This is a genomic window from Streptomyces sp. NPDC030296 (genome assembly GCF_055572815.1).
Window position 1 is genome coordinate 899633 of sequence record NZ_JBVICQ010000002.1, and the last position, 25800, is coordinate 925432.

18 protein-coding genes are annotated in these 25800 nt (G+C 73.5%); 6 read left to right on the plus strand and 12 right to left on the minus strand.

Translation table 11 applies throughout. From position 1 onward, the window contains the following. Window positions 1–13: 13 nt before the first annotated feature. The 4 genes from ACZ4Z3_RS07905 to ACZ4Z3_RS07920 form a co-directional block, all read right to left on the minus strand. The gene (locus ACZ4Z3_RS07905; protein WP_468500174.1) at window positions 14–1636 is read right to left on the minus strand and encodes a phosphopantetheine-binding protein; all 1623 of its coding nucleotides are present in this window, start codon (window positions 1634–1636) and stop codon (window positions 14–16) included. Further along, window positions 1626–3212, minus strand: a complete 1587-nt coding sequence (locus ACZ4Z3_RS07910) for a class I adenylate-forming enzyme family protein (RefSeq protein ID WP_468500175.1) — start codon at window positions 3210–3212, stop codon at window positions 1626–1628. The genes ACZ4Z3_RS07905 and ACZ4Z3_RS07910 overlap by 11 nt, the downstream gene beginning before the upstream one ends. After that, a complete protein-coding gene (locus tag ACZ4Z3_RS07915; RefSeq protein WP_468500176.1) occupies window positions 3209–4273 on the minus strand; it encodes a ketoacyl-ACP synthase III family protein in 1065 nt (354 codons plus the stop codon). Before ACZ4Z3_RS07915 ends, ACZ4Z3_RS07910 begins: the two co-directional genes overlap by 4 nt. 279 nt (window positions 4274–4552) lie before the next feature. Beyond that, window positions 4553–5809, minus strand: coding sequence for an MFS transporter (locus ACZ4Z3_RS07920; protein WP_468500177.1), 1257 nt, complete (start codon window positions 5807–5809; stop codon window positions 4553–4555). Between the two features lie 193 nt (window positions 5810–6002). Here ACZ4Z3_RS07920 and ACZ4Z3_RS07925 point away from each other — a divergent pair, with 193 nt between their 5' ends. After that, window positions 6003–7601 carry an MFS transporter gene (locus tag ACZ4Z3_RS07925; RefSeq protein WP_468500178.1) on the plus strand — a complete coding sequence of 533 codons (1599 nt, stop codon included), beginning with the start codon at window positions 6003–6005 and terminating at the stop codon, window positions 7599–7601. A gap of 406 nt (window positions 7602–8007) precedes the next feature. Here ACZ4Z3_RS07925 and ACZ4Z3_RS07930 read toward each other — a convergent pair whose 3' ends face one another. Beyond that, window positions 8008–8799: a thioesterase II family protein gene (locus tag ACZ4Z3_RS07930; RefSeq protein WP_468500179.1), complete on the minus strand. Its 792-nt coding sequence runs from the start codon at window positions 8797–8799 to the stop codon at window positions 8008–8010. A 257-nt stretch (window positions 8800–9056) separates the two neighbouring features. Further along, on the minus strand, window positions 9057–9893 hold the full coding sequence (locus ACZ4Z3_RS07935; protein WP_468500180.1) for an AfsR/SARP family transcriptional regulator: 837 nt from the start codon (window positions 9891–9893) through the stop codon (window positions 9057–9059). A 307-nt stretch (window positions 9894–10200) separates the two neighbouring features. On the opposite strand from ACZ4Z3_RS07935, the gene ACZ4Z3_RS07940 reads away from it, so the two are divergent. From ACZ4Z3_RS07940 to ACZ4Z3_RS07955, 4 genes are all read left to right on the plus strand, one after another. Beyond that, the gene (locus tag ACZ4Z3_RS07940; RefSeq protein ID WP_468500181.1) at window positions 10201–10512 is read left to right on the plus strand and encodes a TIGR04351 family putative TOMM peptide; all 312 of its coding nucleotides are present in this window, start codon (window positions 10201–10203) and stop codon (window positions 10510–10512) included. After that, window positions 10509–12893, plus strand: coding sequence for a TOMM precursor leader peptide-binding protein (locus tag ACZ4Z3_RS07945; protein ID WP_468500182.1), 2385 nt, complete (start codon window positions 10509–10511; stop codon window positions 12891–12893). The genes ACZ4Z3_RS07940 and ACZ4Z3_RS07945 overlap by 4 nt, the downstream gene beginning before the upstream one ends. Before the next feature lie 61 nt (window positions 12894–12954). Continuing rightward, window positions 12955–14559, plus strand: coding sequence for a SagB/ThcOx family dehydrogenase (locus tag ACZ4Z3_RS07950; RefSeq protein WP_468500183.1), 1605 nt, complete (start codon window positions 12955–12957; stop codon window positions 14557–14559). Between the two features lie 100 nt (window positions 14560–14659). After that, on the plus strand, window positions 14660–15913 hold the full coding sequence (locus tag ACZ4Z3_RS07955; protein WP_468500184.1) for a sensor histidine kinase: 1254 nt from the start codon (window positions 14660–14662) through the stop codon (window positions 15911–15913). 92 nt (window positions 15914–16005) lie between these two features. On the opposite strand, the gene ACZ4Z3_RS07960 is transcribed toward ACZ4Z3_RS07955, so the two are convergent. The 6 genes from ACZ4Z3_RS07960 to ACZ4Z3_RS07985 form a co-directional block, all read right to left on the minus strand. Next, window positions 16006–16611 carry a response regulator transcription factor gene (locus tag ACZ4Z3_RS07960; protein ID WP_055523101.1) on the minus strand — a complete coding sequence of 202 codons (606 nt, stop codon included), beginning with the start codon at window positions 16609–16611 and terminating at the stop codon, window positions 16006–16008. Window positions 16612–16721: 110 nt separating this feature from the next. Further along, entirely contained in the window at window positions 16722–17789 is a 1068-nt protein-coding gene (locus tag ACZ4Z3_RS07965) for a ScbA/BarX family gamma-butyrolactone biosynthesis protein (protein WP_468500185.1), read from the minus strand. 71 nt (window positions 17790–17860) lie between these two features. After that, window positions 17861–19507, minus strand: coding sequence for an FAD-dependent monooxygenase (locus ACZ4Z3_RS07970; protein ID WP_468500186.1), 1647 nt, complete (start codon window positions 19505–19507; stop codon window positions 17861–17863). After that, window positions 19504–20250 (minus strand): HAD family hydrolase, encoded by a 747-nt coding sequence (locus ACZ4Z3_RS07975; protein WP_468500187.1) that lies wholly within the window; start codon window positions 20248–20250, stop codon window positions 19504–19506. The genes ACZ4Z3_RS07970 and ACZ4Z3_RS07975 overlap by 4 nt, the downstream gene beginning before the upstream one ends. Window positions 20251–20813: 563 nt before the next feature. Then, entirely contained in the window at window positions 20814–23183 is a 2370-nt protein-coding gene (locus ACZ4Z3_RS07980; protein ID WP_468500188.1) for an MMPL family transporter, read from the minus strand. 70 nt (window positions 23184–23253) lie between these two features. Next, the gene (locus tag ACZ4Z3_RS07985) at window positions 23254–24285 is read right to left on the minus strand and encodes an SMP-30/gluconolactonase/LRE family protein (protein ID WP_468500189.1); all 1032 of its coding nucleotides are present in this window, start codon (window positions 24283–24285) and stop codon (window positions 23254–23256) included. 382 nt (window positions 24286–24667) lie between these two features. Between ACZ4Z3_RS07985 and ACZ4Z3_RS07990 the strand changes: the two genes are divergently transcribed. Further along, the coding region (locus ACZ4Z3_RS07990; RefSeq protein WP_468500190.1) for a 2-oxoacid:acceptor oxidoreductase family protein at window positions 24668–25800 on the plus strand (1133 nt) is incomplete at its 3' end.

Sequence of the window (25800 nt, forward strand, 5' to 3'; positions counted from 1 at the left end):
CGTTCGCCGGCGGTCAGGCCGAGCCGACGGACTGCTCCCGCAGGGCGGCCACCACACGCCACAGGGAGGCGGGGGTGGCGAAGGTGTCGGCCATCAGCTCGGAGTCGGGGACGGCGATGCCGTACGTCTCCTCCACGCGGACCAGGACCTCCACCATGGCGAGCGAGTCGAGGCCCGCCGCCTTGAGGCTGCTGTCGGCCCGCAGTTCGCCCTTGGCGGCGAGCCGGGGCAGGGCCTCCAGCAGCAGCGCCTCGAACGTCGCGTCCCAGGGGGCGGCCGGTTCGTCCGCCGCGGCGGGAGCCGCCTGAGTGGTCGTCTCGGTCATGGTGGTGAGGTCCTCCGTACGGGATCCGGTGTGGGGGGCGACGCTGTGGCGCCGCAGGTCCAGGCGGGTGGCGGAGACGGTCTCGCCGCCGTCCACGACGATCTCGGCGGGCGCCGGGTGGCCGAGGAAGCCGAGCAGACTGGCGGAGAGCCCGTAGGCGCCCACGTTGGGGAAGGCCAGCAGGTCGCCCGCGCGCAGCCCGGGCAGTTCGGCCGCGCGGGCGAGGATGTCGGCGGGGGTGCACAGCGGGCCGGCGAGGGTCACGATGGCCGATTCCCGGTCGTCGGCGGTGTCCTCGGGCCGGTCGGTGTCCGACAGCGGCTGGGCGGACAGGGGCAGCAGCCGGCCGAGGCCGGACAGGCCGCCGAGGTGGTTGATGCCGGAGTCGAGGACCGCGTAGGTGCTGCCACGGCTGTTCTTCACGTCGGTGACGGTGACCACCAGCCGGCCGCTGTCGCCGATGAGATAGCGCCCGGACTCGAAGGCGATCACCGGTTCGCCGTCCCGCCAGCCCGGCAGGTGCTCGTCGAGCACGGCGGTCAGGGCCGTGCGCAGCCTGCCGTACACGGGTCGCTCGCCGGGGTTCGCGTACGGGGCGGCGAAGCCTCCGCCGAGGTCCAGCAGGTGCAGGGGGATGCCGAGTTCCTCCCGGAGCTGGGCGGCCGTGCGCACGCTCTGGGCGAGTTCGGCGATGAGGCCGTCCTCGTCCCGGGAGTTGGTGAGCGGGAAGAAGTGCATCCCGATGATTCGGACGCCCTTCACCAGGAGCCGCGCCCCGTGTTCGGCCAGGTCGTCGAGGTCGAAGCCGAACTGGGAGGGGCCGCCGGTCATCCGCAGCCCGGCCTGGCCGGGTGCCCCGGCGGCGTTGATCCGCAGCACGCAGTCCGCGGTGACCCCCTGGGCGTCGGCGGCGGCGCCGATCCGCTCCAGGTCGCCGAAGGACTCGGCGGAGAAGGTGCGCATCCCCGCCGCGATCGCCTCGTCGAGCTCCGCGGGCACCTTGCCGGGGCCGGAGTACATCAGTTCCGCCGCCGGGTGGCCCGCTTCGAGGGCCGCGGCGAGTTCCCCGCGCGAGGTGACCTCGGCGCGGGCCCCGCCCCGGCGCAGCTCGGCGACGAGATCGGGATGGGAGTTGGCCTTCAGGGAGTAGTAGACGCGGCACGGCTGGGGCAGGGCGGCCCGCAGGTCCTCCAGGGAGGCGCGCACGCGGGCCAGGTCGTAGATGTAGAGGGGGCTGCCGTACTGCTCGACGAGCCGGCGGGCCGTCAGGTCGTGGGCGGGGTGCCCGGTGCGGTCGTGGTCAGTGGCCATCGGTGCCCTCCATGAGCCGCCGGCGCAGCTCCTTGCGGTCGGTCTTGCCGTTGGGGGTGAGCGGGAGCGCGGGCAGGACATGGCAGACGTCCGGCACCTTCGCGGCCTCCAGACGGTCCCCGAGCCGGGCCAGCACCTGCTCGCCGGTGACGTCCGGGGTCTCGCCGACGACGAACAGGACCATGTCGCGGTCCTCCTCGGGGACGAGGAGCGCCGCCTCCCGGACGCCGTCGATGTCGAGGACGGCGGCCTCGATCTCGACGGAACTCATGCGCGAGCCGCGCCGCTTGAACAGGTCGTCCCTGCGGCCCTGGAAGTAGACGTGGCCGTCCGCGTCGAGCCGGCCGTAGTCACCGGTGTGCAGGGTGACCGGGCCGCCGTCGGCACCCGGCCGGAACCGCAGCGCGGTCTGCTCCGGGGCCCGCCAGTAGCCGGCCATGACATGCGGGCCGCGCACCACGATCTCGCCGGTCTCCCCGGTCGGCAGCGGCCGGCCGTCGTCGTCGACGACGAGCACCTCGGTGCCGGGCAGCGCGGGCCCCACCGAGCCGGGGCGGGCCAGGTCGCCGTCGGGCTCCAGGATGGTGATCCGCTTGCACTCGGTGGTGCCGTACATGGGGGCGACCGACGCGCCGGGGAAGGTCTCCCGCAGGGTGGCGATGAGCGGGGCGTTGAGGGCGGCGCCGGTGTTGGTGAACAGGCGGATCCGGGTGGGCCGCGGGTCGCGGGAGGCGAGCTTGACGAGGAGTTCGCCGAGCGACGGCACGAGGGGCACGACGGTCGCGCCGTGGTCCCGGGCGAAGCCGAGGAGCCGGGCGTGGTCGGCGGGGCCCGACAGCAGCAGTTCGGCGCCGGACAGCGCGCTGAGGAAGACCTGGTAGAGGCCGTAGTCGAAGGAGAGCGGGACGGCGGTGAGGACGATGTCGTCGGCGCGGTAGTTCAGCCGGGCCTGGATGGCGCGGGCGGCGAACGCCACGGGCCCGTGCGGGCAGGCCACCCCCTTGGGCGCCGCGGTGCTGCCCGAGGTGTAGATGAGCAGGGCGAGCCGGTCGGCGGGCACCTCGGTCTGGGTACGGGCGGCCGGGTCGGCCGGACCGGACAGGTCCAGCTCGGACACGACGGCGACCGGCACCTCGGACGGCCAGCTCAGGCCGTCGGCACCGTCGCGCTCGGCATCCTGGACGACGATCAGCGAGGGTTCGGCGTCGGCGATCACCGACTGGAGGTGGAAGGCCTTCATGCCCGGGTTGATCGGCACCAGGACGGCGCCGCCGCGCCAGGTCCCGTAGAGCAGGGCGGTGAACTCCTTGACGCTGTCGACGCGGGCGAGCACCCGGTCGCCGGGACGGATGCCGCGGCGGTGCAGTTCCCTGGCGAAGGAGTCGGCGGCGGCGTCGAGTTCGGCGTACGTCCACACGCCGTAGCGGTCCCGCACGGCGGGGGCGTCGGGGTGCCGGGCGACGGCGGCGGTGAGGAACACCTCCGCGGCGTTGTCGACCCGGGGGGCGGTGTCGGTGCCCACGGCGTTGTCGATCATTGCCGTGCCGGGGAAGGTTCCGATCACGGTCGCGGTCATCGCTGCTCCTCGGGTGTCTGCGGATCGGCGGCCGGGGTCGTCCAGCCCGGTGTGCGGAGGATCTCCAGGACGGCGCAACTGGCGGTGCCGGGGCCCGCGGAGAGCATCAGCACGCGGTCGCCCGGGCGCAGCGCCCCGGTCTCGGCGAGGTCGTTCAGCGCGGCGAACTGGTCGCCGGCGCCGAGGTGTCCGGTGCGGCGGCCGAACTCCCAGGTGGTGCGCTCCTCGGGCACCCCCAGCAGCTGCTCGGCCTGCCACTGCATCTTGCTGCGGCCGCCGGTCGGGATGACGGCGTGGGCCAGCTCGTCCGGGGTGGTCCCGGCCTCGGCCAGCGCGTCGTCGACGGCGCCCTTGACCATGGCGATCAGCCGGTCGGTGGCCTCGCGGATGTTGCCGCCGCGGGAGCGCAGGTAGTGGGCGAAGCGGTCGGCGTGGTCGTACGGCTCCTGGGTGGGCAGCGGGGTGAGGCCCGCTCCCCTGGCCAGCGCCTCCATGCGGTTGTCGGCGCGGGTCACGGTCGACAGGACGCGGGCGAAGCCGTCGCGGTTGGAGAGGACCAGGGCGGTGCCGCCGTCGGCGTAGACGAGGCCCGCCTCCGCGTTCCAGCGGTTGATGAGCGGCTCGGCGAAGCGGTCGGCGGTGGTGAGCACCACCGCGGCCTCGTCCTGTTCGGTGGTCAGCTGCCGGGCGGCCAGCTCCAGCGAGCCGACGGCCGCGTTGCACTCCTGCTTCACCTCGAACGCGGGCACGCCCCAGTGGACGGCGTGGTCGGCGACGTAGGACGCCACGGGCCACATGGTCTGGCCCTGGAACCAGACGTAGTTGTGCAGCAGCAGACGTACGGTCTCCGGGGCGAGACCGGACCGCTTGAGCGCGGTGGTGGCGGCCTGCACCGCCATGTCGGGTGGCGGGACGTCCTCACCGGCCACCCGTACGGACAGCAGGCCGTCCGCCTCGAACTGCTCGGGGTCGTACTCACCCGCCTCCACGGCGGCGCGGGCGGAGAACGGTTCGGGGAGCCAGGCCCCCGTCCCCGCCACGTAAACGCTTTCCCAGCGCATGGTTCTCCCATCGTCGGTTGGCTCACCCATGGATGACCGGGCAGCCGGGCCGCACGGCCGGGCTCCTGGGATCCGCCCTGCCGGGATCGTCGGCCCTGACGCTTTGGCCCGACTAAAGACCGGGGGCGGGAACGGGGCGGGCGCGAAAGGACGGAACGAAGGTCGAGAGGACGGGACGGGGCGTCGGTGGGCGGTGGCGGGAACGGTCGTGCCCCGGCTGCCGTTCGGGCAGCCGGGGCACGACCGGGTGGGCGCCGCGCCGGGGGACGCGCGGCGCCGTCAGCCGACAGGGGTTCTGGGCGCCTCGGAGCGCGGGGCGCGGGCGGAGGAGCCGGCCGGGTTCGACGCGGCCAGGGAACGGGCCACCAGCAGGACGCACAGCACCAGCAGCAGCGGCACGCACATGGCCGCGCGGTAGGAGACGGCCGCTCCGACGGCCCCGACCAGGGGTGGGCCGATCAGGAAGCCCACGTAGTTGAAGAGGCTGACGCGGGCCACGGCGGTGTCCTCGGCCCCCGGCAGCCGCTGCGCGCCGATCACGAGGGCCTGGGGGATGATCACGGACAGCCCCACACCCAGCACGGCGAAACCGAGGACGGCCGTCAGGGGTTCCGGCGCCGCGGCGACGACGGCGAACCCCAGGGCGGCGAGCACGGCGCCCGCCCGCACCACGGCCGCCGCCCCCCACCGCTGCACCCAGCCGTCACCGAGCGCGCGGCCCAGCAGGGTGGCCACCATGTAGAGGCCGTACGGGACGGTCGCCATCGCCTCCGAGCTGTTGAGGGTGTCCTCCAGGAACTTGGCGCTCCAGTTGGTCGCGGTGGAGTCCGCGACGACGGACACGGCCATGATCAGGCAGAGCGGCAGCAGCGGCTTCCAGGGGACGCCGCGCCGGCCGGTCGGCCGCGCCTCGGGCTTCCCGGCGGTGGTCGGGGCGGCGGAAGGACCGCCGCTCCCGGCACCCGGTCCGTCCGGGCGCGCGTCGAGACGGGGGCCGGCCGCCACCGCGGCCGGGAGCAGCATGACGACCGAGGAGGCGAAGACGGTGAACAGCGAGAGGTGCCAGTGGGCACCGGCCCAGGACAGGGCGGCGCCGAGGATGCCGCCGAGGCTCGCGGCGCCGTGGAAGCCCAGCATGATGCTGCGGCCGTAGCCGCGCTGGATCCCCACGCCGGTCATGTTCAGGCTGGCCTCCATGGCGCCCACCAGCAGCCCAAAGGCCACCAGGCAGACGGCGAGTTGCCAGACGTTCTGGCCCGCGCCCACCCCGGCCAGCGCCAGGCAGATCAGCGGCTGCACGATCCGCACCACGACGTGCGGGCGGACCCGGCGGACCACCCGCGAGGCGGTGACCGTGCCGACGCCGGCCAGGACCGGGACGGCCGCGAGGGCCAGCGGGAGCTCGCCGTCGCTGAGTCCGTACCGGTCCTGGATCGCCGGGATGCGGGTGACCAGCAGGGCGAAGACCGCGCCGTGGACGAGGAAGATCAGCAGTAGTGCGGAGCGGGCCTGCCGCAGCCGAACCGGGAGCTCCATGGCACCTCCTTCGGTGTTCGCCGCCGCTCACCCGAGGGCAGCACCGCCCGGACCGTAGGGAGCGGCGCTGAAGCACGGCTTGAGCGGACGGCGGCCCGGCACGGCGCGGCGGGGCCCGCCGCAAGTCCCCCTTCAGCGGGTGCCGTGAGGGTGGCGGAAACCGCTGTGCCCACCACCGACGGAGGACCGAACCATGACCGGCACCGAGACCGCGGATCCCCGCCGCTGGTGGATCCTCGGTGTGCTCTCCCTCGCCCTGTTCGCGATCGTGCTCAACAACGGCCTGCTCAACGTGGCCATCCCTCAGATGATGCGGAGCCTGGACGCCGACGTCGGCCAGATCCAGTTCATCGTGGACGGCTACGCCCTGGCCCTCGCCGGGGCGTTGCTGACCGCCGGAACGCTCTCCGACCGGTACGGCCACAAGCGCGCGACCCTGCTCGGCACCACTGTCTTCGGCGTGGGTTCGCTGGTCGGCATGACCGCGGACGGCACCGGCCAGCTGATCGGGGCGCGGGTGCTGATGGGGCTGGGTGCCGCGTGCATCATGCCCGGCACGCTCGCCGTCCTGGTCGATGTCTTCCCGCCGGCCGAGCGGGCCCGGGCGATCGGGGTGTGGAGCGGCTGCTCCGCACTGGGGGTCGCGGCCGGTCCGGTGGTCGGCGGCGCCCTGGTCGACAACTTCTGGTGGGGGTCGATCTTCCTGGTGAACCTGGTGCCGGTGGCCGTGGTGCTGGTCGCCGGCGCCCTGCTGCTGCCGGAGTCCGCCGATCCCTCGCCGCGCCGCCCCGACCCGGTGGGCGCGCTGCTCGGCACGGGCGCCATGGTGGGACTGGTCTTCGGGACGATCCAGGCGGCCAAGCACGGCTGGACCTCCACGTGGCCGGTCACCGGTTTCACCGTGGCCGCCGTCGCGGGCGTCTGCTTCGTGCTGTGGGAGCGCCGGCACCCGTACCCCATGGTGGACTTCGCCCTGCTGCGCCGGGCGCCGTTCATCGGGGCGAGCGTGAGCATCCTGCTGCTGATGTTCGGTCTGGCGGGCACCCTGTTCGTCCTCACCCAGCGGCTGCAGTTCGCCTTCGGGTACGGGCCGCTGCGCGCCGGTCTCGCCGTGATGCCGGTGGCGTTCGCCGTCCTGCTCGGCACGATGGTGTGCCCCGCGGTGGTCCGCCGGGTCGGGCCCGGTGGCAGTGTCGCCGTGGGTCTGGCGCTCGGGGCGGCGGGCGTGCTGGTCCTCGGCCGGGTGGGCGAGGGCTACCCGCCGGTGCTCGCCGGGCTGGTCCTCGCGGGGATCGGCTTCGGGCTCGCGATGGGGCCCACCACGGACGTGGTGATGTCGCTGGTGCCGCCGGAGCGGTCGGGTGCGACGGGTTCGCTGGACATGACGATGCAGGAGTTCGGCAACGCGCTGGGGGTCGCCGTGGTCGGCAGTGTGCTGGCCCACAGCTACACGAACGCGATGACCGACGCCGGCCGGCCGCCGGCGGCGAGGCGCACGCTGGAGAACGCCCTGGCACTCGCCGAACGCACCGGGGGCGACGCGGGAGCGGCGCTCGCCGCGGCCGCGAGGTCGGCCTTCGACCACGCCGCCGGGGTGGGCCTGACCGTGGCGGCGGCCGGCGTGGCGGGCGGCGCGGCGATCGCCGCCCTCCTGATGCCGGGCCGCACGTCCGCCGGCGCCCCCGCCGACGAGGCGGCAGCACCGGTCGGGGGCACCGCCCCGGGCCCGGAGACGCCGGCCCCGAAGACGCCGGCCCCGGAGATCCGGGCGGGACAGGCACCCGTCGGCTGAGCCCCTTTGCCGACGGCGCCCCGCGGACGAACGACCGCCCCGGCGCGCGACACGAGCGCCCGACCGCCGGACGGCCACCGGACAGGCGCCCGGCCCGCCACGCGACCGCCCGGCCGACGGAGGGCCGCTCCTCGGGTGAGCATCGGGCGCACGAAACGACATCCCGCCCCACGGACGGCCCCCTCGGACAGGCCGCCCGGCGCGCGAAGCGACCGTAGGGGCGGGCGCGGAGCGGTGCGCGCGGACTGCGCCTCGTCCGGCAGCCCGGCGTGTCCGGGGCGGGGTCCGGGCGGGCGCGCCCTCGGGTGGGCGGTTCCTTGCATGCGAACGGCCGCCTCCTCTCCCTGAGTTCGGGAGGGGAGGCGGCCTCTCGGAGTTCCCCGGAGGGCCTCGTGCCGGAGGGGCGTCAGTCGCTCGGTGCTCCCACCAGGTCCATGCCGAGCAGGTCGGCGATGTCGGTGTACCGGCTCAGGACCTCCGTGAGCCGGTCGAGGAACGCGCTCTCCTGCTCCCTGATGTAGAAGTGGCCGCCCGGCACCACCACGGTCTCGCAGTGCACCGTGGAGTACAGGGACCATTCCCGTACCTCGGGGACGGTCACCAGCCGGTCCTCCGCGCCGGCGAACGTGTGCAGCGGAACCGGCAGCGGGGTGCGGTCCACGCTCCCGGCGCCCTCACAGAGCATCAGGTCGCCCCGCACGACGGGCAGCAGCGCCGCCAGCCATTCCGGGCGGTCCAGCAGCACCCGCGGCAGACCTCCCAGCGCGGACAGCCCACGCATCAGCTCCATGTCGTCCGCCACGTAGCCGTGCGTGATGGGCGGGGCGGGCAGGTGCGGGGCCCGGTGCGCGCCGAGGAGGAGCGCGAGGGGCAGCCGTTCGCCGCGGGCCCGACGGTACTGCGCCAGGGCGAACGCGACGAGGGCGCCCATGCTGTGCCCGAACAGCACGTGCGGGCCGTCGAGTTCCTCGCCGAGCTCCCGGTCCAGGTCCGCCACGAGCGCGGGGAGGTCGGTGAAGCGCGGCTCCGCCATCCGGCCCTCGCGGCCGGGCAACTGCACCGGCAGCACCTCCACGCCGGATCCCAGCCACCGCTGCCAGCCCGCGTAGGCGGAGGCACCGCCCCCCGCGTAGGGGAAGCAGAACATGCGCAGGCGACCGTCGTGGCGTGTGCCACCGCGTCTCAGATATCGCGTCATAGTGCCCCGGAACTCCTCTCGTCACGCGGTGGCCACCAGGTGACCAGCCCCCGCAGTGCCCACAGCGTCGGGAGCGGCGCTTAAGGGCCGCCAAACGACGACAGGGCCCGAAGAGAGAGGAACGTCCCCGATCGCCCACACGACCGCCGCCGAACGCCGGGCGAACAGGAGCCCGCGGCGGGGCAGGGACGGATCGGACCGAGGTGGGACGCGGTCCAGACCGAGGCGGCCCGCGGGTCGAACCGCAACGGTGCGCGTCAGACCGAGGCCGGTGCCAGCGGCCTGACGCTCGGTGCGGGGCCGTCGGACACGGCCGGGTCGGGGGACTCCAGGACGGGGTCGGCCCGCAGGATCGCCTGGTGCAGCCGCTGCAGCCGTGTCGACGGCTCCAACGCCAGCTCACGGATGAGGCACTGACGCAGCCGCTGGTAGATACCGAGGGCGTGGGAGGGCCGGCCCGAGCGGTACAGCGCGAGCATCAGCTGCGCGTGCACGGTCTCGTGCAGGGGGTGCTGGGCGGCCAGCGCGGTCAGCTCCCCGAGCAGCGCGGCGTGCCGGCCGAGCCGCATGTCCGCCTCGATCCTGGCGTCGAGGGCGCCCAGCCTGGTCTCCTCCAGCCGTACCGTCTCCACCTCCAGCGCCCGGCCGATCTGCACGTCGGCCAGGGCGGGGCCGCGCCACAGCGCCAGCGCCTGGTGCAGCAGGACCGACGCCTCCCGGACGGAGCCCTCGCGCAGGGCCGTCTGCCCGGCCGCGGACAGCCGCTGGAACTCCGTGGCGTCATAGGCGCCGGCCACGTCGAGCGCGTAGCCGCCGTACCGCGTGCACAGGACGTCCTTCGGCCCGCGCACCGCGGTCGGGCCCAGCGCCGTGGCCAGTCGGCGGCGCAGTTGCCGTATGTAGGTCTGGAGGGTCGCGGGCGCGGTGCGTGGCGGCGCGTCCCCCCACAGTTCGTCGAGCAGGGTGGACACGGTCACGACCTGGCCGGCGTGCAGTGCCAGCAGGGCGAGCACCTGGCGGGGCTTGGCCGCGCTGGGCACTACGGACGTGTGGTCGAGCTGGGCGACGAGCGGCCCCAGGACCCGGACCTCCATTGTGGTTCTCCCTCCAGCCAAAACCGCTCGGCTTGCGTTTCCGAGCGCTCCACAGTGGCATGGCGGGCCCCGCCACTCCCAGTGAGCGCTTCATCGCCGCCGCGTGAATAACGGAGGCGGTGACCCATGACGAATTCACATGGGAGGCATGAAGGGAACACTGTCGGTGACGACCCCGCTGCCCGAAGAATCCTGTCTGCCGGTCCGATCACGGCGACTTCCGATCCACACACAGGTCTTTGCGGAGGGCAACGTGCACGAAGGCGTTATTTCCACTCTCGAAGGTACGCACGCCACGGAGCAGACCGTGGCCTTGGACCGGATGCCCGGCCAGGAACTGCGGTTCATGGAACTGGTCGCACGGGCGTGGTCGGAGCCGGAGCTGTCACGCCGCTACCAGGTGGACGCCACATCGGTGCTCGACGAGTTCGGCGTCACGCTCGCTCAGGGGCAGCAGCCCCCCTCGCTGCCCGAGAACCCGGTGGGTGAACTGACCATCGAGGAGCTCTCCCAGCCGACGACCGCGCACGCGTTCCTCTGCTTCTGCCTGACCGACGAGGTGTCCCCCGAGGCCCGTCACACGTCGTCGGGGACCGGCAGCCGGAGGATCGTTCGGTGACCGCCGTCTTCGGTGAGCGTCCCGCGCACCCGTCGAGAACGCACGACCCACGGCTCGTGGGGTTCCGCAGTCACCTGAGAGCGGAGGTCGTCGCCGACGACGCCGCGTACCTCCTGTCGGACCGGGGTGTGACCGCGTTACAGGGCGATCACATCGAGGCCCTGGTACCGCTGTTGGACGGTACCAGGGACCTGCCGTCCCTGCTGCGGGACGCGGCCCCCGAGATACCGCCCGAGCAGGTCGGCCGGCTGGTCGCGCGGCTCGCCCAGGCCGGTCTCGTGGGCTATTCGACGCCGGTCACGGTGGCGGGCGGCTCCGAGGAGGCGGGCCGGCCGGCCCGCGCGTTCTGGGAGCTGGCCGGACTGGACGGCACGGTGGCCCTGCGGCGGCTGGCGGCCGCCTCGCTGGAGGTCGTCACGGTGGGCGGCGCGTGCGCCGAGGGGGTGCTGGAGGCGTGCCGGGCCGCGGGCCTCGCGGTGGGCGGGAACGGCCGGGCCCACGGCGCGCACGACATGGCCGGGAGCGACCTCGCCCCGCTGTCCCTCGTCGTGTGCGACGACTACCTGAACCCCGAGTTGCGTGAGATCGACGCCCTGCACCGGGCCACGGGGCGGCCCTGGCTGCTGTCCCGGCCCGGTGGTTCCACCGCGTGGGTGGGTCCGGTGTTCCAGCCGGACTCCGGCCCCTGCTGGTCGTGCCTGGCCCACCGGCTGCGCGGCCACCGGCTGTGCGAGGCGCCGGTGCGGCGGGCGCTCGGCCTGACCGGCCCGGTCCCCCGGCCGGCCGCCCAGGTGCCGCCGTCCGCGGCGGCGGCCGCACAGCTCGCCGCCCTGGAGACGGCGAAGTGGCTGGCCGGTTACCGCTATCCGGGCCAGTCCGCGGTCCTGACCCTGGACACCCTCGCTCTGACGACCCGTCACCACGAGCTGCGGCGCCGCCCCCAGTGCCCGGACTGCGGTGACCCCGGCCTCGTCGCGCGTCAGGTGCGGCAGCCGGTGACGCTCGTCTCCCGGCCCAAGGCGCCCTACGCGGGGGGCGGACACCGGGCGCTCTCCCCCCAGGAGGTCCGTGACCGGTACGCGCATCTGGTCAGCCCCGTGACCGGGGTGATCGAGGAGATCCGCAGGGACCCGCGGGCACCGTCGGGCCTGCACTGCTATCTGGCGGGCCGCAACGCGGCGCTGGGCGGAACCGACCTGGCGCGGCTGCGGGCCGGGCTGCGTCACCTCAGCGGCGGCAAGGGCGCCACCGCGCTGGACGCCGAGGTGAGCGCCATGTGCGAGGCGCTGGAGCGGTACAGCGGCACCCTCCAGGGGGACGAGCCGCGCACCAGGGACAGCCTGCGGGGCCTGGGGGACGTCGCCGTCTCCCCGGACGCATGCCAGCTGTTCGCCCCGCGGCAGTTCCGCGACCGGGAGCGGTGGAACGCCCTGCACGACGCGTTCCAGTACGTTCCCGAGCCCTTCGACGACCGGGCCGCGGTCGACTGGACGCCGGTGTGGTCGCTCACCGAGCAGCGGCAGCGGCTGCTGCCGACCGGCATGCTGTACTTCCCGGGTGCCGCGGACGGGTCGTCCCGACCGGTGGCCGGGCGGCGCTCGCTGCGCGCCGACTCCAACGGCAACGCCGCGGGCAGCAGCCCGGAGGACGCGATCCTGCACGGCTTCCTGGAGCTGGTGGAGCGGGACGCCGTCGCCCTGTGGTGGTACAACCGCACCCGGCAGCCCGGTGTGCGGCTGCACGGCGCCGACGGCTTCGGCGACGCCTGGACCGAGGAACTCCTCGACGTGTACCGGCACATGAACCGTGAGGTGTGGGTCCTGGACCTCACCTCCGACCTGGGCGTGCCGGTGTTCGCGGCGGTGTCGCGGCGCACCGACAAACCCGCCGAGGACATCATGTTCGGGTTCGGGGCGCACTTCGACCCGGCGGTGGCGCTGCGCCGCGCGCTGACCGAGATGAACCAGCTGCTGCCCGCGGTGGTCGGCGCACGGGCCGACGGCACGGGCTACGGCACGACGGCGCCCGAACCGCTCGGCTGGTGGTGGGGGGCGACCGTGGCCACGCAGCCGTATCTGCTGCCCGACCCCTCCCTCCCGGCGCGCGGCCCGGCCGACTTCGCCTTCCGCAACCGGCCGGACCTGCGGGACGACGTCGAGGCCGTCGTCGAACTGCTGCGCGGGCACGGCATGGACCTGCTGGTGCTCGACCAGACGAGGCCCGACATCGGGATCCCGGTGGTGAAGGTGGTCGTACCGGGCCTGCGGCACTTCTGGGCCCGGTTCGCGCCCGGCCGACTCTTCGACGTGCCGGTGCGGCTGGGCCGGCTGGCCGCGCCGACACCGTACGAGGACCTCAACCCCGTCCCCTTGTTCCTCTGACTGTTCATCTGAACGGTACGGCGCCCCACCGCCGTCCCCGCCTTGCCCCCCAGGAGCCCCCATGACCGCCGAGAGGCCGTTGAGCACCGTCGTGACACCGCAGAGCGAGAGGCGCTGCGTCGCCCTGTGGTCGCTCCGTGAGGACGTCCTGGTGGACATGGGCGGCCCTGCCAGTCCCGTGGTGCTCTCCGGCCGGTGGGGCGAGACCCGGCTGCACCGGGCGGGCCCGCTGGTCCGCGAGGCGCTGCGGCGGATGAGCCTCGGCCCGATCTCGCTGGCCAACGTGGTGGCCGAGCTGGCCGCCGACAGCTCCGTGCGCCCCTCCTCCCCCGGGGGGCGCACGGCCACGGTCACGGGTGCGCAGGCCGAGATCCTGATGGTGCTGCACCGGTTGCAGCACATGGTGGTGCGTTCACTGACGCTGGAGGGCGCCGACCACCCCCTGCTGTCGGTGGTGCCGATCGCGCAGTCGGCCCGGTACCGGCCGGACACCGTGGACCGGCAGCGTCCTGTGCGGCTGTCCCGCTTCGCGTTCCTGCGCAGCGAGGGCGAGGGGTTCGTGCTGGAGGGGCCGGTGTCGCTGTACCGGGTCGTCCTGCACGCTCCGGAGGCCTCGTGGGTCGTGAGCATGCTCGGCCGCGCGCTCACGGTCGACGAGATCGCCGCGGCCGTGCCGCTGCCCGCCGCGGTGGTCGCCGAGATCGTCGGCCATCTGCTGGGGACCGGCATGGTGCTCTCCGCTGAGCCGCCGTCGCCCGCCGCCGACCCCGGCGGCCCGGGCGCGTACGAGGAGGGCCGGGGCGGCGGTGCCCCGGTCCCGTCCTTCGCGGAGGACCGGGACCCGGCGCTGCTGTCGTGGGGCGCCGTCGACCTGCTCTTCCACAGCCGCTCCACGCTCGGCCGGCACGACGCGGACTTCGGCGCGACGTATCCGCTGGCCGGGCGCCTGCCCCCGGCCCCGGCCGTCAAGCCGCTGCCGGACGGGCCGCGCATCGCCCTGCCCCGGCCGTCCCTGAGCGAGGTGACGGCCGGGGACCCGCCGCTGACCACGGTGGTGGAGGGGCGCCAGAGCATCCGGAGCTACGGTGCGGAGCCGCTCACCGCCGCCGCGCTGGGCGAGTTCCTGTACCGGGCGCTGCGGGTCCGCGGCCTGCACGAGCGGCGGGGCGAGGGCCGGCAGGAGGAGGCGTACACCGACCGGCCGTACCCCAGCGGCGGCCGCGCCTACGAGCTCGAGTTCTATCTCACCGTCCGGGACTGCGCCGGCATCCCGTCGGGCACCCACTACTACGCGCCGCTGGAGCACTGCCTGGTGCAGGTCGGCGACGGGGAGACGGACTCGGCGACGGCGGAGCTGGTCGCGGAGGCGCAGATCAGCGCCGGGCTGGTGGACCCGCCCGCGGTGGTCATCACCATCACCTCGCGCATCCACCGGCTGTCCTGGAAGTACAGCGGTCTCCCCTACGCGCTGACGCTGAAGCACGTCGGCGCGGTCATTCAGAACTTGTATCTGATCGGCACCGCGATGGGCCTGGCCGCGTGCGCCCTGGGGAGCGGTGACGTCGAGCTGGCCGCCCGCACCACCGGCACGGACTGGCTGACCGAGCCGAGTGTCGGGGGATTCGCCCTGGGTGTGGCCCCGCAACTGTCACCAACCATCCCTTAAAATCGCACAGTTGGTCCATGAGTCCTGCATTTAATACTTACAGTTCAATGATCCCGCATACACTGGTCGCTCCTTGATCCCGTTCTGGTGAGGGGCTTTCATGGAGGCAGCCGCGCCGGCCGCGGAGACACAGGTCGACCGCTCCTTAGGAGAGACCGCCACCGGCGGGGTCGGCGGCAATCCCACACTGTCGGCGGCGGTGCGCGCCCTGGGCCTCAGTGCCCCGCCGCCCCGGCTCGCCCAGAGTGTCGTCCTGATCGTCGAGTGCGGTTTCGTCCTGACCGGGTTCCTCAACATCGCGGACGCGAGGCCGGGGCCGCTGACCCTCGTCGCCTCGGCCCTCGGCTTCAGCCTGGTCTTCCTTCTTCAACTCGTGCACACCACCCAGCGCCTGCGGCGGTTCCGGGCTCGCTGGTACCGGTGGACGCTCACTCTGCAGGCGCTGCTGACGTATCTGCCGCTGTTCGTCCTGGGTTTCGGCTGGGGCGGGATGGCCGGCTTCCTCGGCGCCTCCCTGCTGCTGGTGCTCCAGCCCAGGGTGGCCTGGCCGCTGTTCGGCCTGGTCGCCGTCGCGGCCGCGGGCACCGGCCCGCTGCTGGGCATGCACTTCGTCGGCTCGGTGTACATCGCCGTCTCCACGGTGCTGACGGGACTGATCGTGTACGGCCTGAACCGGCTCGCCCAGCTGGTGGTCGAGGTGCACGCGGCCCAGACGGAACTCGCGCGGCTGGCCGTCACCCAGGAGCGGCTCCGCTTCGCCCGGGACCTGCACGACCTGCTCGGCTACAGCCTGTCGGCGGTGACCCTCAAGAGCGAACTGGCGTGCCGTCTGGTGCCCGCGGCGCCCGAGCGGGCCCTGGAGGAGCTCAAGAGCATCCTGGAGATCTCCCGGCAGGCCCTCTCCGACGTGCGCACCGTCGCCCGCGGCTACCGGGACATGTCGCTGTCCACCGAGGCCGTGTCGGCGCAGGCGGTCCTGGCGGCCGCCGGCATCCAGGCGGAGGTGGAGTGCCAGGTGGACCTTCCCGAGGGGGAGGTGAGCACCATCATGGCGACCGTGCTCCGCGAGGCCATCACCAACCTGCTGCGCCACAGCAAGGCGGAGCACTGCCGGATCCACTTCCGCGGGACGTCGTCGGGCGAACTGGTCCTCACCATCGCCAACGACGGGGTGCAGAAGACCGCCACGGCCTTCCGGGACCTGTCGGACGGCTCGGACGGCAGCGGCCTGGGCAATCTGCAGTTCCGGCTGGCCTCGATCGGGGGCCGGCTGATGTCCGGGCTGGACGAGGCGGGCTGGTTCGTCCTGCGGGCCGCGGTCCCGCTGGGCCAGGCCGCCCACCGGACCGACTGAGAGCCGCGGGCGGCGGGGCGGGCGGGGACCGGGAAAGGACTCGGGGCCGCGGGCCGGGCGGGGGTGTCGTGCCCCGTCCGGCCCGCGGCCTCTCACAGCCAGCCGCTCTCCCTGGCGACCCGGATCGCGTCGACCCGGTTGCGCGCGTTGAGCTTGGTGACCACCGTCGTCAGGTAGTTGCGCACCGTCCCCACGGAGAGGAACAGCAGCCGCGCGATGTCCGCGGCCTCCGCCCCGTCCGCGGCCAGCCGCAGCACCTCCGTCTCACGGGGCGTCAGCGGGTTCTCCCCGTTGTCCAGGGCCGCCAGGGCCAGCTGGGGATCGATCACCCGCTTGCCGGCCGCGACGTCCCGGACCGCGTCGGCCAGCCGGTCCGGCGGTGCGTCCTTGAGGAGGAAACCGCCCACCTGGGCCGCGAGCGCCTTGCGGAGCGTGCCCGGCCGACCGAGGCTGGTCAGGATCAACGTGCGGCACGAGGGCAGCTGTTGGGCCAGCTGGGCCGCCGCGCTCAGGCCGTCGAGGCCGGGCAGGTCGACATCGATGATGGCGACATCCGGCTGGTGCTCCAGTGCCGTGGGGAGGATCCGGTCCCCACGCTCGACCTCGGCCACGACCGTGAGGTCACCCTCCAAGGCCAGTAGTGCCACCAGGGCCCCACGGACCATGTGCATGTCCTCGGCGAGCAGGATGCGTATCACTGTGCTCCCCCCGGGGGGCCGAGAAGGTCACGTCGGCCCGATTGACGAGGACATTACTTGACAGAGGGTGCGCGTAAAAGATCAGAGAGCGATTTCCTTTAAACTTCACCTTAATCCTGGGCCCACTGCGCCACCTCGATCCGCATGGCGGTGGTGACGGTGCTCTCCTGTACGGCGTGCACCTCGACCGGGATGGTGAAGGTGCCCAGTTCCTCGTCGGAACGGAACCCTCCGACCGTCGCCCGCAGGCTGGTGATGCGGTCCAGCTCGGCGTAGTCGGTGAAATCGGTTTCTATGGAGGCGATCGACAGGCTGCACGGGTCGAGGCCGTGCAGTCGCGCCACGGAGGCCACCGCCAACTGCCGCGCCGCCTCCATCTGCAGATGGCCCGGCACATGGTCCAGCGGGTGGTCGAACACGTGCGGGTGGCTGGTGTCCACCACCAACTGGCAGGAGAACGCGCCCTGTTCGCCGTCCGCGACGGGCTCGGTGACGAACACGTTCCGGGCGTCGCGGCGACCCACGGCGCACGGTTCGGCCGCCGTGAAGCGCGGCAGCAGGAAACCGGGGTGGTCGGGCAGCTGCCGCCTGCTCCGCATGGCCTGGTAGGCGGTCCTGGACAGGATCAGCAGCCCGCCCTCCCCGCGCATCGCCGGGCGCCCGTCGACCGCGACGTCCCCGGTGAAGGTGAACCCCTGGACGCGGCCCGCCCGGTTGCGCCGGGTCCGCACGGTCACCTCGACCCGCAGGTCGGCCGGCCGTCGGCCGATGCGCAGCGGTTCGAACGCGGTGACCCGCAGTCTGAGATCCCGGAAGATGAACGCCGCTCCCAGCTCCACCCCGAGATGGCGGTGGGCGATCAGGACCCCGGCCTGCCGCACCACCTCCACCAGCAGCGTGAAGTCGTACGACGGGGAGGCCTCCCCGATCAGGTGGCCGCGCGGCAGCTGGGCGGCGACGGCGAAGGTGTCCTCGCCCGTCTCGGCGGAGTCGGTGACGAAGACCTCGGCGATCGAGGCCCGGTGGACGAGGGTGCGGGGAACGGTCGCGTCGTAGCTCAGCTCCACCTCGGCGGCCCGCGGACGCGCCGGGGCCGCCTCGGAGACGGCGGGGTCCACGACGGCGGACGCGGTGGCGGACGTGATGGCCGACGTGGTGGCGGACGTGGACATGCTCATGGTCGGTTGGTCCTTCCAAGGAAGTCTGGGTGTCGCGAGCAAATCGACTCGCTAAGGGTGGCCGGGCCCGCTCAGGGCCGCAGGGACGGCACCGGCGCGGTGAGGGGCTCACGGGACGGCAGCCGGGCGAGGAGCGCGTCGAGGCCGGCCGGGGCGGAGCAGGCGGCGACGACACCGTCCGGCCGCACGTACGCGACCCACGGGGAGCCGGCGGCACCGAGCGTGCGGCCCTGCTCCCGGGCGACGATCAACTCGCCTGTTTCCTCCGGTACTTGCGCGGCCGCGGTGTCGGCGGGCTGGATCCACAGCACCTGGGCCGTGTCGCCGACGCCCCGCTCCCGCACGGCCTCCGCCGCGCGCACGGCCGCCTCACCGGCCGTCCCCGCGCCGTACACGAGCAGGGTGTGCCGTCCGGCCGCCAGATGGTCGTGCAGCGACGTCGCGGCCATGCCCTGCACCGGGGCCAGCGCCGCGTCGGGGGACCGCCTCCCGAGCCTCAGGGTGCGCGGCACGCCGGGCACGGCGTCGGACGCGGCCACCGCCGGGCTCCCGGAGTGGTCCAGGTCGAGTTGGGCGAGCAGGGGGATCGCCTTGCGCTCCAGCAGCCCGGTGGCGGACAGCACCCGCATGACCGTGTTCCGCAGGAGCCGGGCCGCCGGACGGCGCAGCAACCACATCCGGGTCTGCTGGTCACCGTTCGCGACCGCCCGGACGGACGCGGGACGCCGTTCGGCCTCGTAGCTGTCGAGCAGCGCCGGGTCGCCGCCGCGCACCACGGTCGCCAGCTTCCACCCCACGTCGTAGCCGTCCTGGACACCGGTGTTGAGGCCCTGGCCACCGGCGGTGGTGTGGGCGTGCACCGCGTCGCCCGCCAGCAGCACCGGGCCCTCACAAAAGCGCGGGGCGACCTTGGCGTGCACCCGGAATCGGCTGGTCCACCAGGTGCCGTGCAACCGCAGCCCGCCCGGGCCCCGCTCGTCGAGGAGCCGCTGCAGCAGTTCCTCGGAGGGCGGATCGGTGCGCTCGTCCGGTTCCGTGTCGAAGAAGACCCGGTGGCCGTCGGGCTGCGGGACGATCACCAGCACCCCGTCGGGTGTGATGTGGTGCTGCACCTCGGCCTCGTCGGGCGCGCCCTCCAGCCTGCCGTCCCCGATGAGGAACGTACGGTCGAAGGTGTGGCCCTCGAAGGGGATGCCGACGCTGTCGCGCACCAGGCTGCGGGCGCCGTCGGCGGCGACGAGCCAGGGCACCGTCACCGTCTCCTCCGCGCCGCCCGCGCTCAGCGTCACGGTCACCGACTCCTCGGGGCCGCCGCGGTGCACGGTCACCGCCGTTGCCTCGGTCTCCCACTCGACGGTGCCGCCCAGCTCCGTCAGCCGCTCCAGCAGCGCCCGTTCGGTGACGGGCTGCGGTACGCAGAGGGGGCCGGGGAACGCGGTGCCCGTCAGTCCGCCGAACCGCACACCGGCGATCCGCCTGCCCTTCGACCAGTACGACGCCCCGGCCAGCGGGAGGGCCGTGCCGGTGAGCTTCTCGGCGACCCCGAGACGGTCGAGGCACTCGAGGGCGCCGCTCCACAGCACCAGCCCCTTGGGCGCGATGCCGGGGCCCGGACGCCGGTCGACGACACGGCAGGGCACGCCGAGGTCCCACAGGGCGCACGCGGCGGACAGCCCGGTGGGCCCGGCGCCGACGACGAGAACCGGGGTGGCGGTCATCGGGCACCTCCCGCGGCGCCGGCGGCCACGGCCACGGGGCGGTGGAGCAGGGCCGAGATCTCGCGGACGGCGCTGTCGGTGTCGGCGAACCGCACGGCGCGCATGCCGAGTTCGGCGGCGGCCCGGCAGTTCTCCTCCGTGTCGTCGACGAACAGGCAGCGCTTCGCCGGGGTGCCGAGCCGGTCGAGCAGGATCCGGTAGATCTCCGGTTCCGGTTTGCGTACGCCTTCCCGGTGCGAGTCCACGACCACGTCGAAGAGTTCGTCGACGGGCAGCTGGGCGCGCCACAGCGGCTCCCACTCGCGGACGTTGTTGGTCAGCAGGGCGAGCCGGTAGCCGTCGCGGCGCAGGGCGCGCAGGAAGGCCAGGAACGGCTCGTTGGCGCGCCGGCCCCGGAACCACAGCTCACCGAAGCTCTGTCCGTCCGCGAGGATCCGGCCCGCCCCCTCGGGGAGTTCGGCGAGGATCCGGTCGACCATCTGCCGCTCGGTGATCGCGCCGGTCTCCAGGGCGGCCATCGGGGTCTCCCCGTGGCGCTCCGTCGCCGCCAGGAACGCCTGCGCCAGGTCGCCCGCGTCGATGCCGGCGAGTTCGGCGAAGGCGGCGAAGGTCTCCACGAGCGGGTTGGTGAGAACCCCTCCGTAGTCGACGACGACGGTGTCGACCGCCATGGCGCTCCCCTCGCCCACCGCGACGCGGCGTACGGGCCGGGCCTGCGGCCCGGTCTGGTGTGTGGATGTCATCGGGCTGTTCCCCCTTGCTCTGGTCGATCTGCTCGCTCTGGGTGCTCTGGTGCGCGATGTGCTCTGGTGATCCGGTCGCTCTGGTGATCCGGTCGCTCTGGTGATCCGGGTGATCCCTCGGGCCGGGATCGGGGTGGCGGGTGCCGGAGTGGGTGGGTCGGGTGATCGCTGGACGGGTGGGCCGGCGACCGGGCTGAACCTGACCGACCGGGCCGCACCGGGCTTGACCGGTCCGGTCGTTCGGGTCGTTCGGGTCGTTCGGGTCGGTGGGTTCGGCCAGGTCGTCGGCCGGTCCGGTCGCGGCCGGTCCGCTGATCGCGGCCGGCCGACTGCGGCCGTTCCGGCGCGCAGGCCGTGCGGGGCGGGCCCGGCGGTGCCGTGACCACTCGGTCGGGTCGGGTGTCCGTGCGACGTTGCCGCGGCGTCCGCCCGACGCGTTGCCCGGACGCTAACGACGATCGCTTGCGCCCCGCCAAAGAGGTGCGGGAGGACCTGTCGAGGTCCTCCCGCACCCTGTTTCCCGCGTATTCACCTACCCGCGCGGCCGTGTGGCCGTCGCGGTGTCAGCCGGACTGTTTCCCGGCTGCCGCGCCGGCCCGTTCCCGCTCCTGTGTCACCGGCGCCGGCCCGTCCGCCGCGGTCGGCGGGACGGAGGCGTCCGGCGTGTCCGACGGGGCCGATGCGGCCGGGGCCGGGCCGCCCTCGCGGATGCCGAAGCGGGCGTGCAGGCGGCGCAGCGGTCCGGGCGCCCACCAGGTCGCCCGGCCGGTGAGCGACAGCACCGCGGGGACGAGGAGCGTACGGATCACCATGGCGTCCATGAGGATGGCCAGGGCGACGCCCAGTCCGAGCATCTTGGTGTTGGTGATGCGGGACGTGCCGATGGCCACCATGACCACCGACAGGACGAGCGCGGCGGCGGTGATGACACCGCCGGTCGAGCGGATCCCCTCGACCACCGCGGCCTTGTGGTCGAGCGTCCGCTCCTGCTCCTCCTTGATGCGGGAGAGCAGGAAGACGCCGTAGTCCATGGAGAGTCCGAACGCGAGGCAGAACATCAGCACCGGGAGTGCCGTCTCGATGCTCCCGGTCGGGGTGAAGCCCAGCACCCCCGACAGGTGCCCGTCCTGGAAGATCCACACCACGGCGCCCAGCATCGCGGTGAGGCTCAGCGCGTTGAGCAGGACGGCCTGCAGCGGCACCAGCACACTGCCGGTGAGCAGGAACACCAGGACCAGCGTGGCGAGCACGATGATGCCGATCGCCCACGGCAGGCCGCGGCCGATGGCGGCCTGACTGTCGATCAGTGCCGCGGTCGTCCCGGAGGTGTAGCTGGGGAAGTCGGCGTCGACGGCCCTGACGTCCCGCACCAGGTCCTTGCCCTCGTCGGAGACGGCCTCCACGCCGGGCACCACGGTGAGGTACGCGATCTCGCCCGCCGTGCGGCCCGGCTGCGCCGGTCCGGCGGCACGGCCGTCCTGGTAGCTGCCGGTGGGCCCGTCCACCCGGATCACTCCGTCGAGCCGGGACAACCGCTCGGCGTAGTCGCCGAGCCCGTCGGCGGGCGCGTCGCGGGTGACGACCTCGATCGCTCCGGTGGGGCTGCCCTGGAAGTGGTCCCTGATGTTCTCCTGCACCACACGGGAGTCGGCGGAGGAGGGCAGCTGCCGGTAGTCGGCGGTGCCGAAGTCGACGTTCAGGAAGGGCGCCCCGAGCAGCAGCAGGACGGCCAGGGTGCCGGTGGCGACCAGCGGCGCGCGCCGCATCACTCCCCGGGCGAGCCGGGCCCAGCCGGCCCCGGGGGCGGCGGGCTCGGTGGTCTTGCGGGAACCGCGCCGGACCAGCTTGCGCACGTCCCAGGCGTCGATCCGCCGGCCGAGGACGGCGAGCAGGGCCGGCAGCACCACCAGGGCGGCGACGGCGGCGAGGACCACGACGCTGATCCCGGCGTAGGCGAGGGACCGCAGGAAGTACAGCGGGAACACCATCATCGCGGCGAGCGACACGGCGACGGTCGCGGCCGAGAACAGCACGGTCCGCCCGGCCGTGTTGAGGGTGACGGCGAGCGCGGCGGGCGTGTCGCGGCCGGCGGCGAGTTCCTCGCGGTAGCGGCGCACGATGAGCAGCGCGTAGTCGATGGCGAGGCCGAGACCGAGGGCGGTGGTGAGGTTGGTGGCGAAGACGGAGACGTCGGTGAAGGAGGTGAGGACCCTCAGCACCGCGTTGGTGCCGAGGATCGCGATCACGCCGATGCCGACGGGGAGCAGCGCGGCCACGGCGCTGCCGAACACGACCATGAGGATGAGGAGCGTGATCGGCAGCGCGATGACCTCGGCGCGCACGAGATCCTCGCGGATGAAGGTCTGCTGCTCGTTCTGGACGGCGACGCTGCCGCCGATCCGGACCGTGAGGTCGCCCTGCCGTCCGTCGAAGTGCCCGACGATACGGTCCTTCAGGGTGCGGTCGGCCTCCAGTTCGTCACCGGTGAGCCGGGCCACCACCAGGGCCTCCCGGCCGTCGTCGGAGCGCAGTGCCCCGGCGCCGGTGTCCCAGTAGGAGGTGACGCCGGTGACGCCCCGCTCGTCGGCGAGCCGGGCGGCGAGTTCCCGGCCCTGGCGTGCCACGTCGGCATCGTCGACCTCGCCGTCGGCCCGCGCCAGCAGCACGAGGTTGGGGCGGGCCCCGGGGAACTCCCGTTCCAGGATGTCCGCGGCGTACGAGGACTCGGAGGACGGGTCGACGACACCGCCGCTGCCCCCGCTGCGCAGCCGGTCGGCGACGCCGCTGCCGAGGACGACGGCACCGGCCAGCAGGACCACGGTGAGGACGAGCAGCAGCCGGGACCGGCGGACGGCCAGCCCGGCGATCGCGGTGAACAGGCCCCGGGGTGGGGCGGTTTCGGGGGGCGGGGTGGGTGTGGTGGCGGGGGACATGGGGGCTCCCGGAGGTCGGGGTGGGTGAGGTGCGGGCCGGCCGTACGCCCGGGGACGCCGACCGGTGTCGTCAGCGGCGGCGCAGGTGGAACTGGCCGGGCGTGGTGGAGGGGACGCCGGTGAGGATCTCCCGGAGCCCGCCGCTGACCACGTAGTCGCCGTACGGGGTCACGGCGACGGTGGTGGGGTCCTCGAACGGCCAGGTCTGGTCCCGCACGGTGCGCGCGGTGCGCCAGCAGTCGGTGGACCGCAGCTCCAGGACGGCGTCGCGGCCGGGGCGGCCGTCGGCCGGTGACAGATCGTTGGACACGACGACCAGGGAGCCGTCCGGGCGCAGGGCGATGCCGTCCATGGTGGCGGGCGCGCGGTCGAGGCGGACCTCGCTGACCTTGGGCCGCGCCGAGCGGGGGCGGTCGACGCGGAAGAGGCGGCCGCCGTCGTACTTGCCCATGAGGAGGAATCCGGCGGGGTGGTGGACGATGCCGTTGGGGCCGGTGGCCTCGGTGAGGAAGCGGTCGTCGCGGATCACGTGGAGGAGCCGGCCGGCACGGCTGACCACGCTGATCGTGTCGACCCCGGTGTCGGTGACGTAGATGGTGCCCTCACGGTCGACGGTGACGTCGTTGGCGCGGGGCTGGGCCTGTCCGTCGGTCAGGTCGACCAGGTGCTGGACGGCACCGGTGTCGAGGTCGAAGACACCCACTCCGGACACCGGGGGCAGCGTCGGGTCGACGATGCCCATCAGCCGGAAGAAGTAGTCGGTGTAGGCGGCCAGGACGCGGCGGCGGGGCGCGTCCACGACGATGCCGAGGACCGACACACGGGCGAACGGGGCCACCAGCGGGGTCACGGTGCCGTCGGCGCGGACCACCGAGATGGTGCCCTGCGCACTGGACCCCACGAGGAAGGCCTTCCTCGTGGGGTCCCAGGCGACGCCCTCCGGGTACACGCCGGGAGCGGTGACGCTGAGGCTGCGCGGCAGCGGGCAGCGGGCGGACTTCGCGAACGCCGGCAGCGGGGTGGCGGCGACCGCCCCGCCCAGGGAAACCGCGGTGGCGAGTCTGAGCAGCGTGCGGCGGGAGGCCGGGGATGACACGTCCATGGTGTGCTCCTGGAAAAAGGGTGACGAAGTAAACGGGAAGTGGGCTGGGCCGGTACGTGGTCGCGCGGGCCGGGTCGTGTGATGGCGCACCTGATGCCCCGCTGGGGGGAAGCGCCGGGTCCGGCTGTCCAGCGGACATGGGAAAGGGTCCCGAGCCGCTCTGGAGAACCACTGAACCTGCGCTGAACCGGCCAGGGGCGGCCGGAAGCGGAGCACGGCGCCCGTGGGGGCGCTTTGGTCCGGCGCAAGGCGGGCTGCCTAACGTCCCGGCCTGCCAGGTCCCGTCGGCGTGTGCCCGGCGTCCCCGAGTTACGGGAAGCGCCGACGGGGTCCGGCCCACGCAGCGGCGCCGGACAGCGGAAAGCCAGAGGAGACGAGTCGCGTGACGGTAGACACCGTGGACATCGAAGAGGCCGAGCCGACGTCGGCCGGGATCCGCACCAAGGAGGTGCACCGTCTGGACCGGGTGGTCATTCGGTTCGCGGGTGATTCCGGTGACGGTATGCAGCTCACCGGTGACCGTTTCACCTCAGAGACCGCTTCGTTCGGCAACGACCTGTCAACCCTGCCGAACTTCCCCGCCGAGATCCGCGCCCCCGCCGGCACCCTGCCCGGCGTCTCCAGCTTCCAGCTCCACTTCGCCGACCACGACATCCTCACCCCCGGCGACGCCCCCAACGTCCTGGTCGCCATGAACCCCGCCGCCCTCAAAGCCAACATCACCGACATCCCCCGCGGCGCCGAGATCATCGTCAACACCGACGAATTCACCAAACGCGCCATGCAAAAGGTCGGCTACACCACCAACCCCCTCGAAGACGGCTCCCTCGACGCCTACCACGTCCACCCCGTCCCGCTGACCACCCTCACGGTCGAGGCGCTCAAGGACTTCAACCTCACCCGCAAGGAAGCCGAACGCAGCAAGAACATGTTCGCGCTCGGCCTGCTGTCGTGGATGTACCACCGGCCCACCGAGGGCACCGAGAAGTTCCTCAAAACCAAGTTCGCCAAGAAACCCGACATCGCCGCCGCGAACATCGCCGCCTTCCGCGCCGGCTGGAACTTCGGCGAGACCACCGAGGACTTCGCCGTCTCCTACGAAGTGGCCCCGGCGGCCACCGCGTTCCCACCGGGCGTGTACCGGAACATCTCCGGGAACCTGGCCCTGTCCTACGGACTGATCGCCGCCTCCCGCCAGGCCGACCTCCCGCTGTATCTGGGCTCGTACCCGATCACCCCGGCCTCGGACATCCTCCACGAACTGAGCCGGCACAAGAACTTCGGTGTGCGCACCTTCCAGGCCGAGGACGAGATCGCCGGGATCGGCGCCGCCCTGGGCGCGGCCTTCGGCGGCTCCCTCGCCGTCACCACCACCTCCGGCCCCGGCGTCGCCCTCAAATCCGAGACCATCGGCCTCGCGGTGTCACTGGAACTGCCGCTGCTGATCATCGACATCCAGCGCGGCGGCCCCTCCACCGGCCTGCCCACCAAGACCGAACAGGCCGACCTGCTCCA

Bases quoted from the DNA above. Each gene is read 5' to 3' on its own strand.
- ACZ4Z3_RS07905 (WP_468500174.1), bottom strand. From the start codon at position 1,636: ATGGCCACTGACCACGACCGCACCGGGCACCCCGCCCACGACCTGACG.
- ACZ4Z3_RS07910 (WP_468500175.1), bottom strand. From the start codon at position 3,212: ATGACCGCGACCGTGATCGGAACCTTCCCCGGCACGGCAATGATCGAC.
- ACZ4Z3_RS07915 (WP_468500176.1), bottom strand. From the start codon at position 4,273: ATGCGCTGGGAAAGCGTTTACGTGGCGGGGACGGGGGCCTGGCTCCCC.
- ACZ4Z3_RS07920 (WP_468500177.1), bottom strand. From the start codon at position 5,809: ATGGAGCTCCCGGTTCGGCTGCGGCAGGCCCGCTCCGCACTACTGCTG.
- ACZ4Z3_RS07925 (WP_468500178.1), top strand. From the start codon at position 6,003: ATGACCGGCACCGAGACCGCGGATCCCCGCCGCTGGTGGATCCTCGGT.
- ACZ4Z3_RS07930 (WP_468500179.1), bottom strand. From the start codon at position 8,799: ATGACGCGATATCTGAGACGCGGTGGCACACGCCACGACGGTCGCCTG.
- ACZ4Z3_RS07935 (WP_468500180.1), bottom strand. From the start codon at position 9,893: ATGGAGGTCCGGGTCCTGGGGCCGCTCGTCGCCCAGCTCGACCACACG.
- ACZ4Z3_RS07950 (WP_468500183.1), top strand. From the start codon at position 12,955: ATGACCGCCGAGAGGCCGTTGAGCACCGTCGTGACACCGCAGAGCGAG.
- ACZ4Z3_RS07955 (WP_468500184.1), top strand. From the start codon at position 14,660: ATGGAGGCAGCCGCGCCGGCCGCGGAGACACAGGTCGACCGCTCCTTA.
- ACZ4Z3_RS07965 (WP_468500185.1), bottom strand. From the start codon at position 17,789: ATGAGCATGTCCACGTCCGCCACCACGTCGGCCATCACGTCCGCCACC.
- ACZ4Z3_RS07970 (WP_468500186.1), bottom strand. From the start codon at position 19,507: ATGACCGCCACCCCGGTTCTCGTCGTCGGCGCCGGGCCCACCGGGCTG.
- ACZ4Z3_RS07975 (WP_468500187.1), bottom strand. From the start codon at position 20,250: ATGACATCCACACACCAGACCGGGCCGCAGGCCCGGCCCGTACGCCGC.
- ACZ4Z3_RS07980 (WP_468500188.1), bottom strand. From the start codon at position 23,183: ATGTCCCCCGCCACCACACCCACCCCGCCCCCCGAAACCGCCCCACCC.
- ACZ4Z3_RS07985 (WP_468500189.1), bottom strand. From the start codon at position 24,285: ATGGACGTGTCATCCCCGGCCTCCCGCCGCACGCTGCTCAGACTCGCC.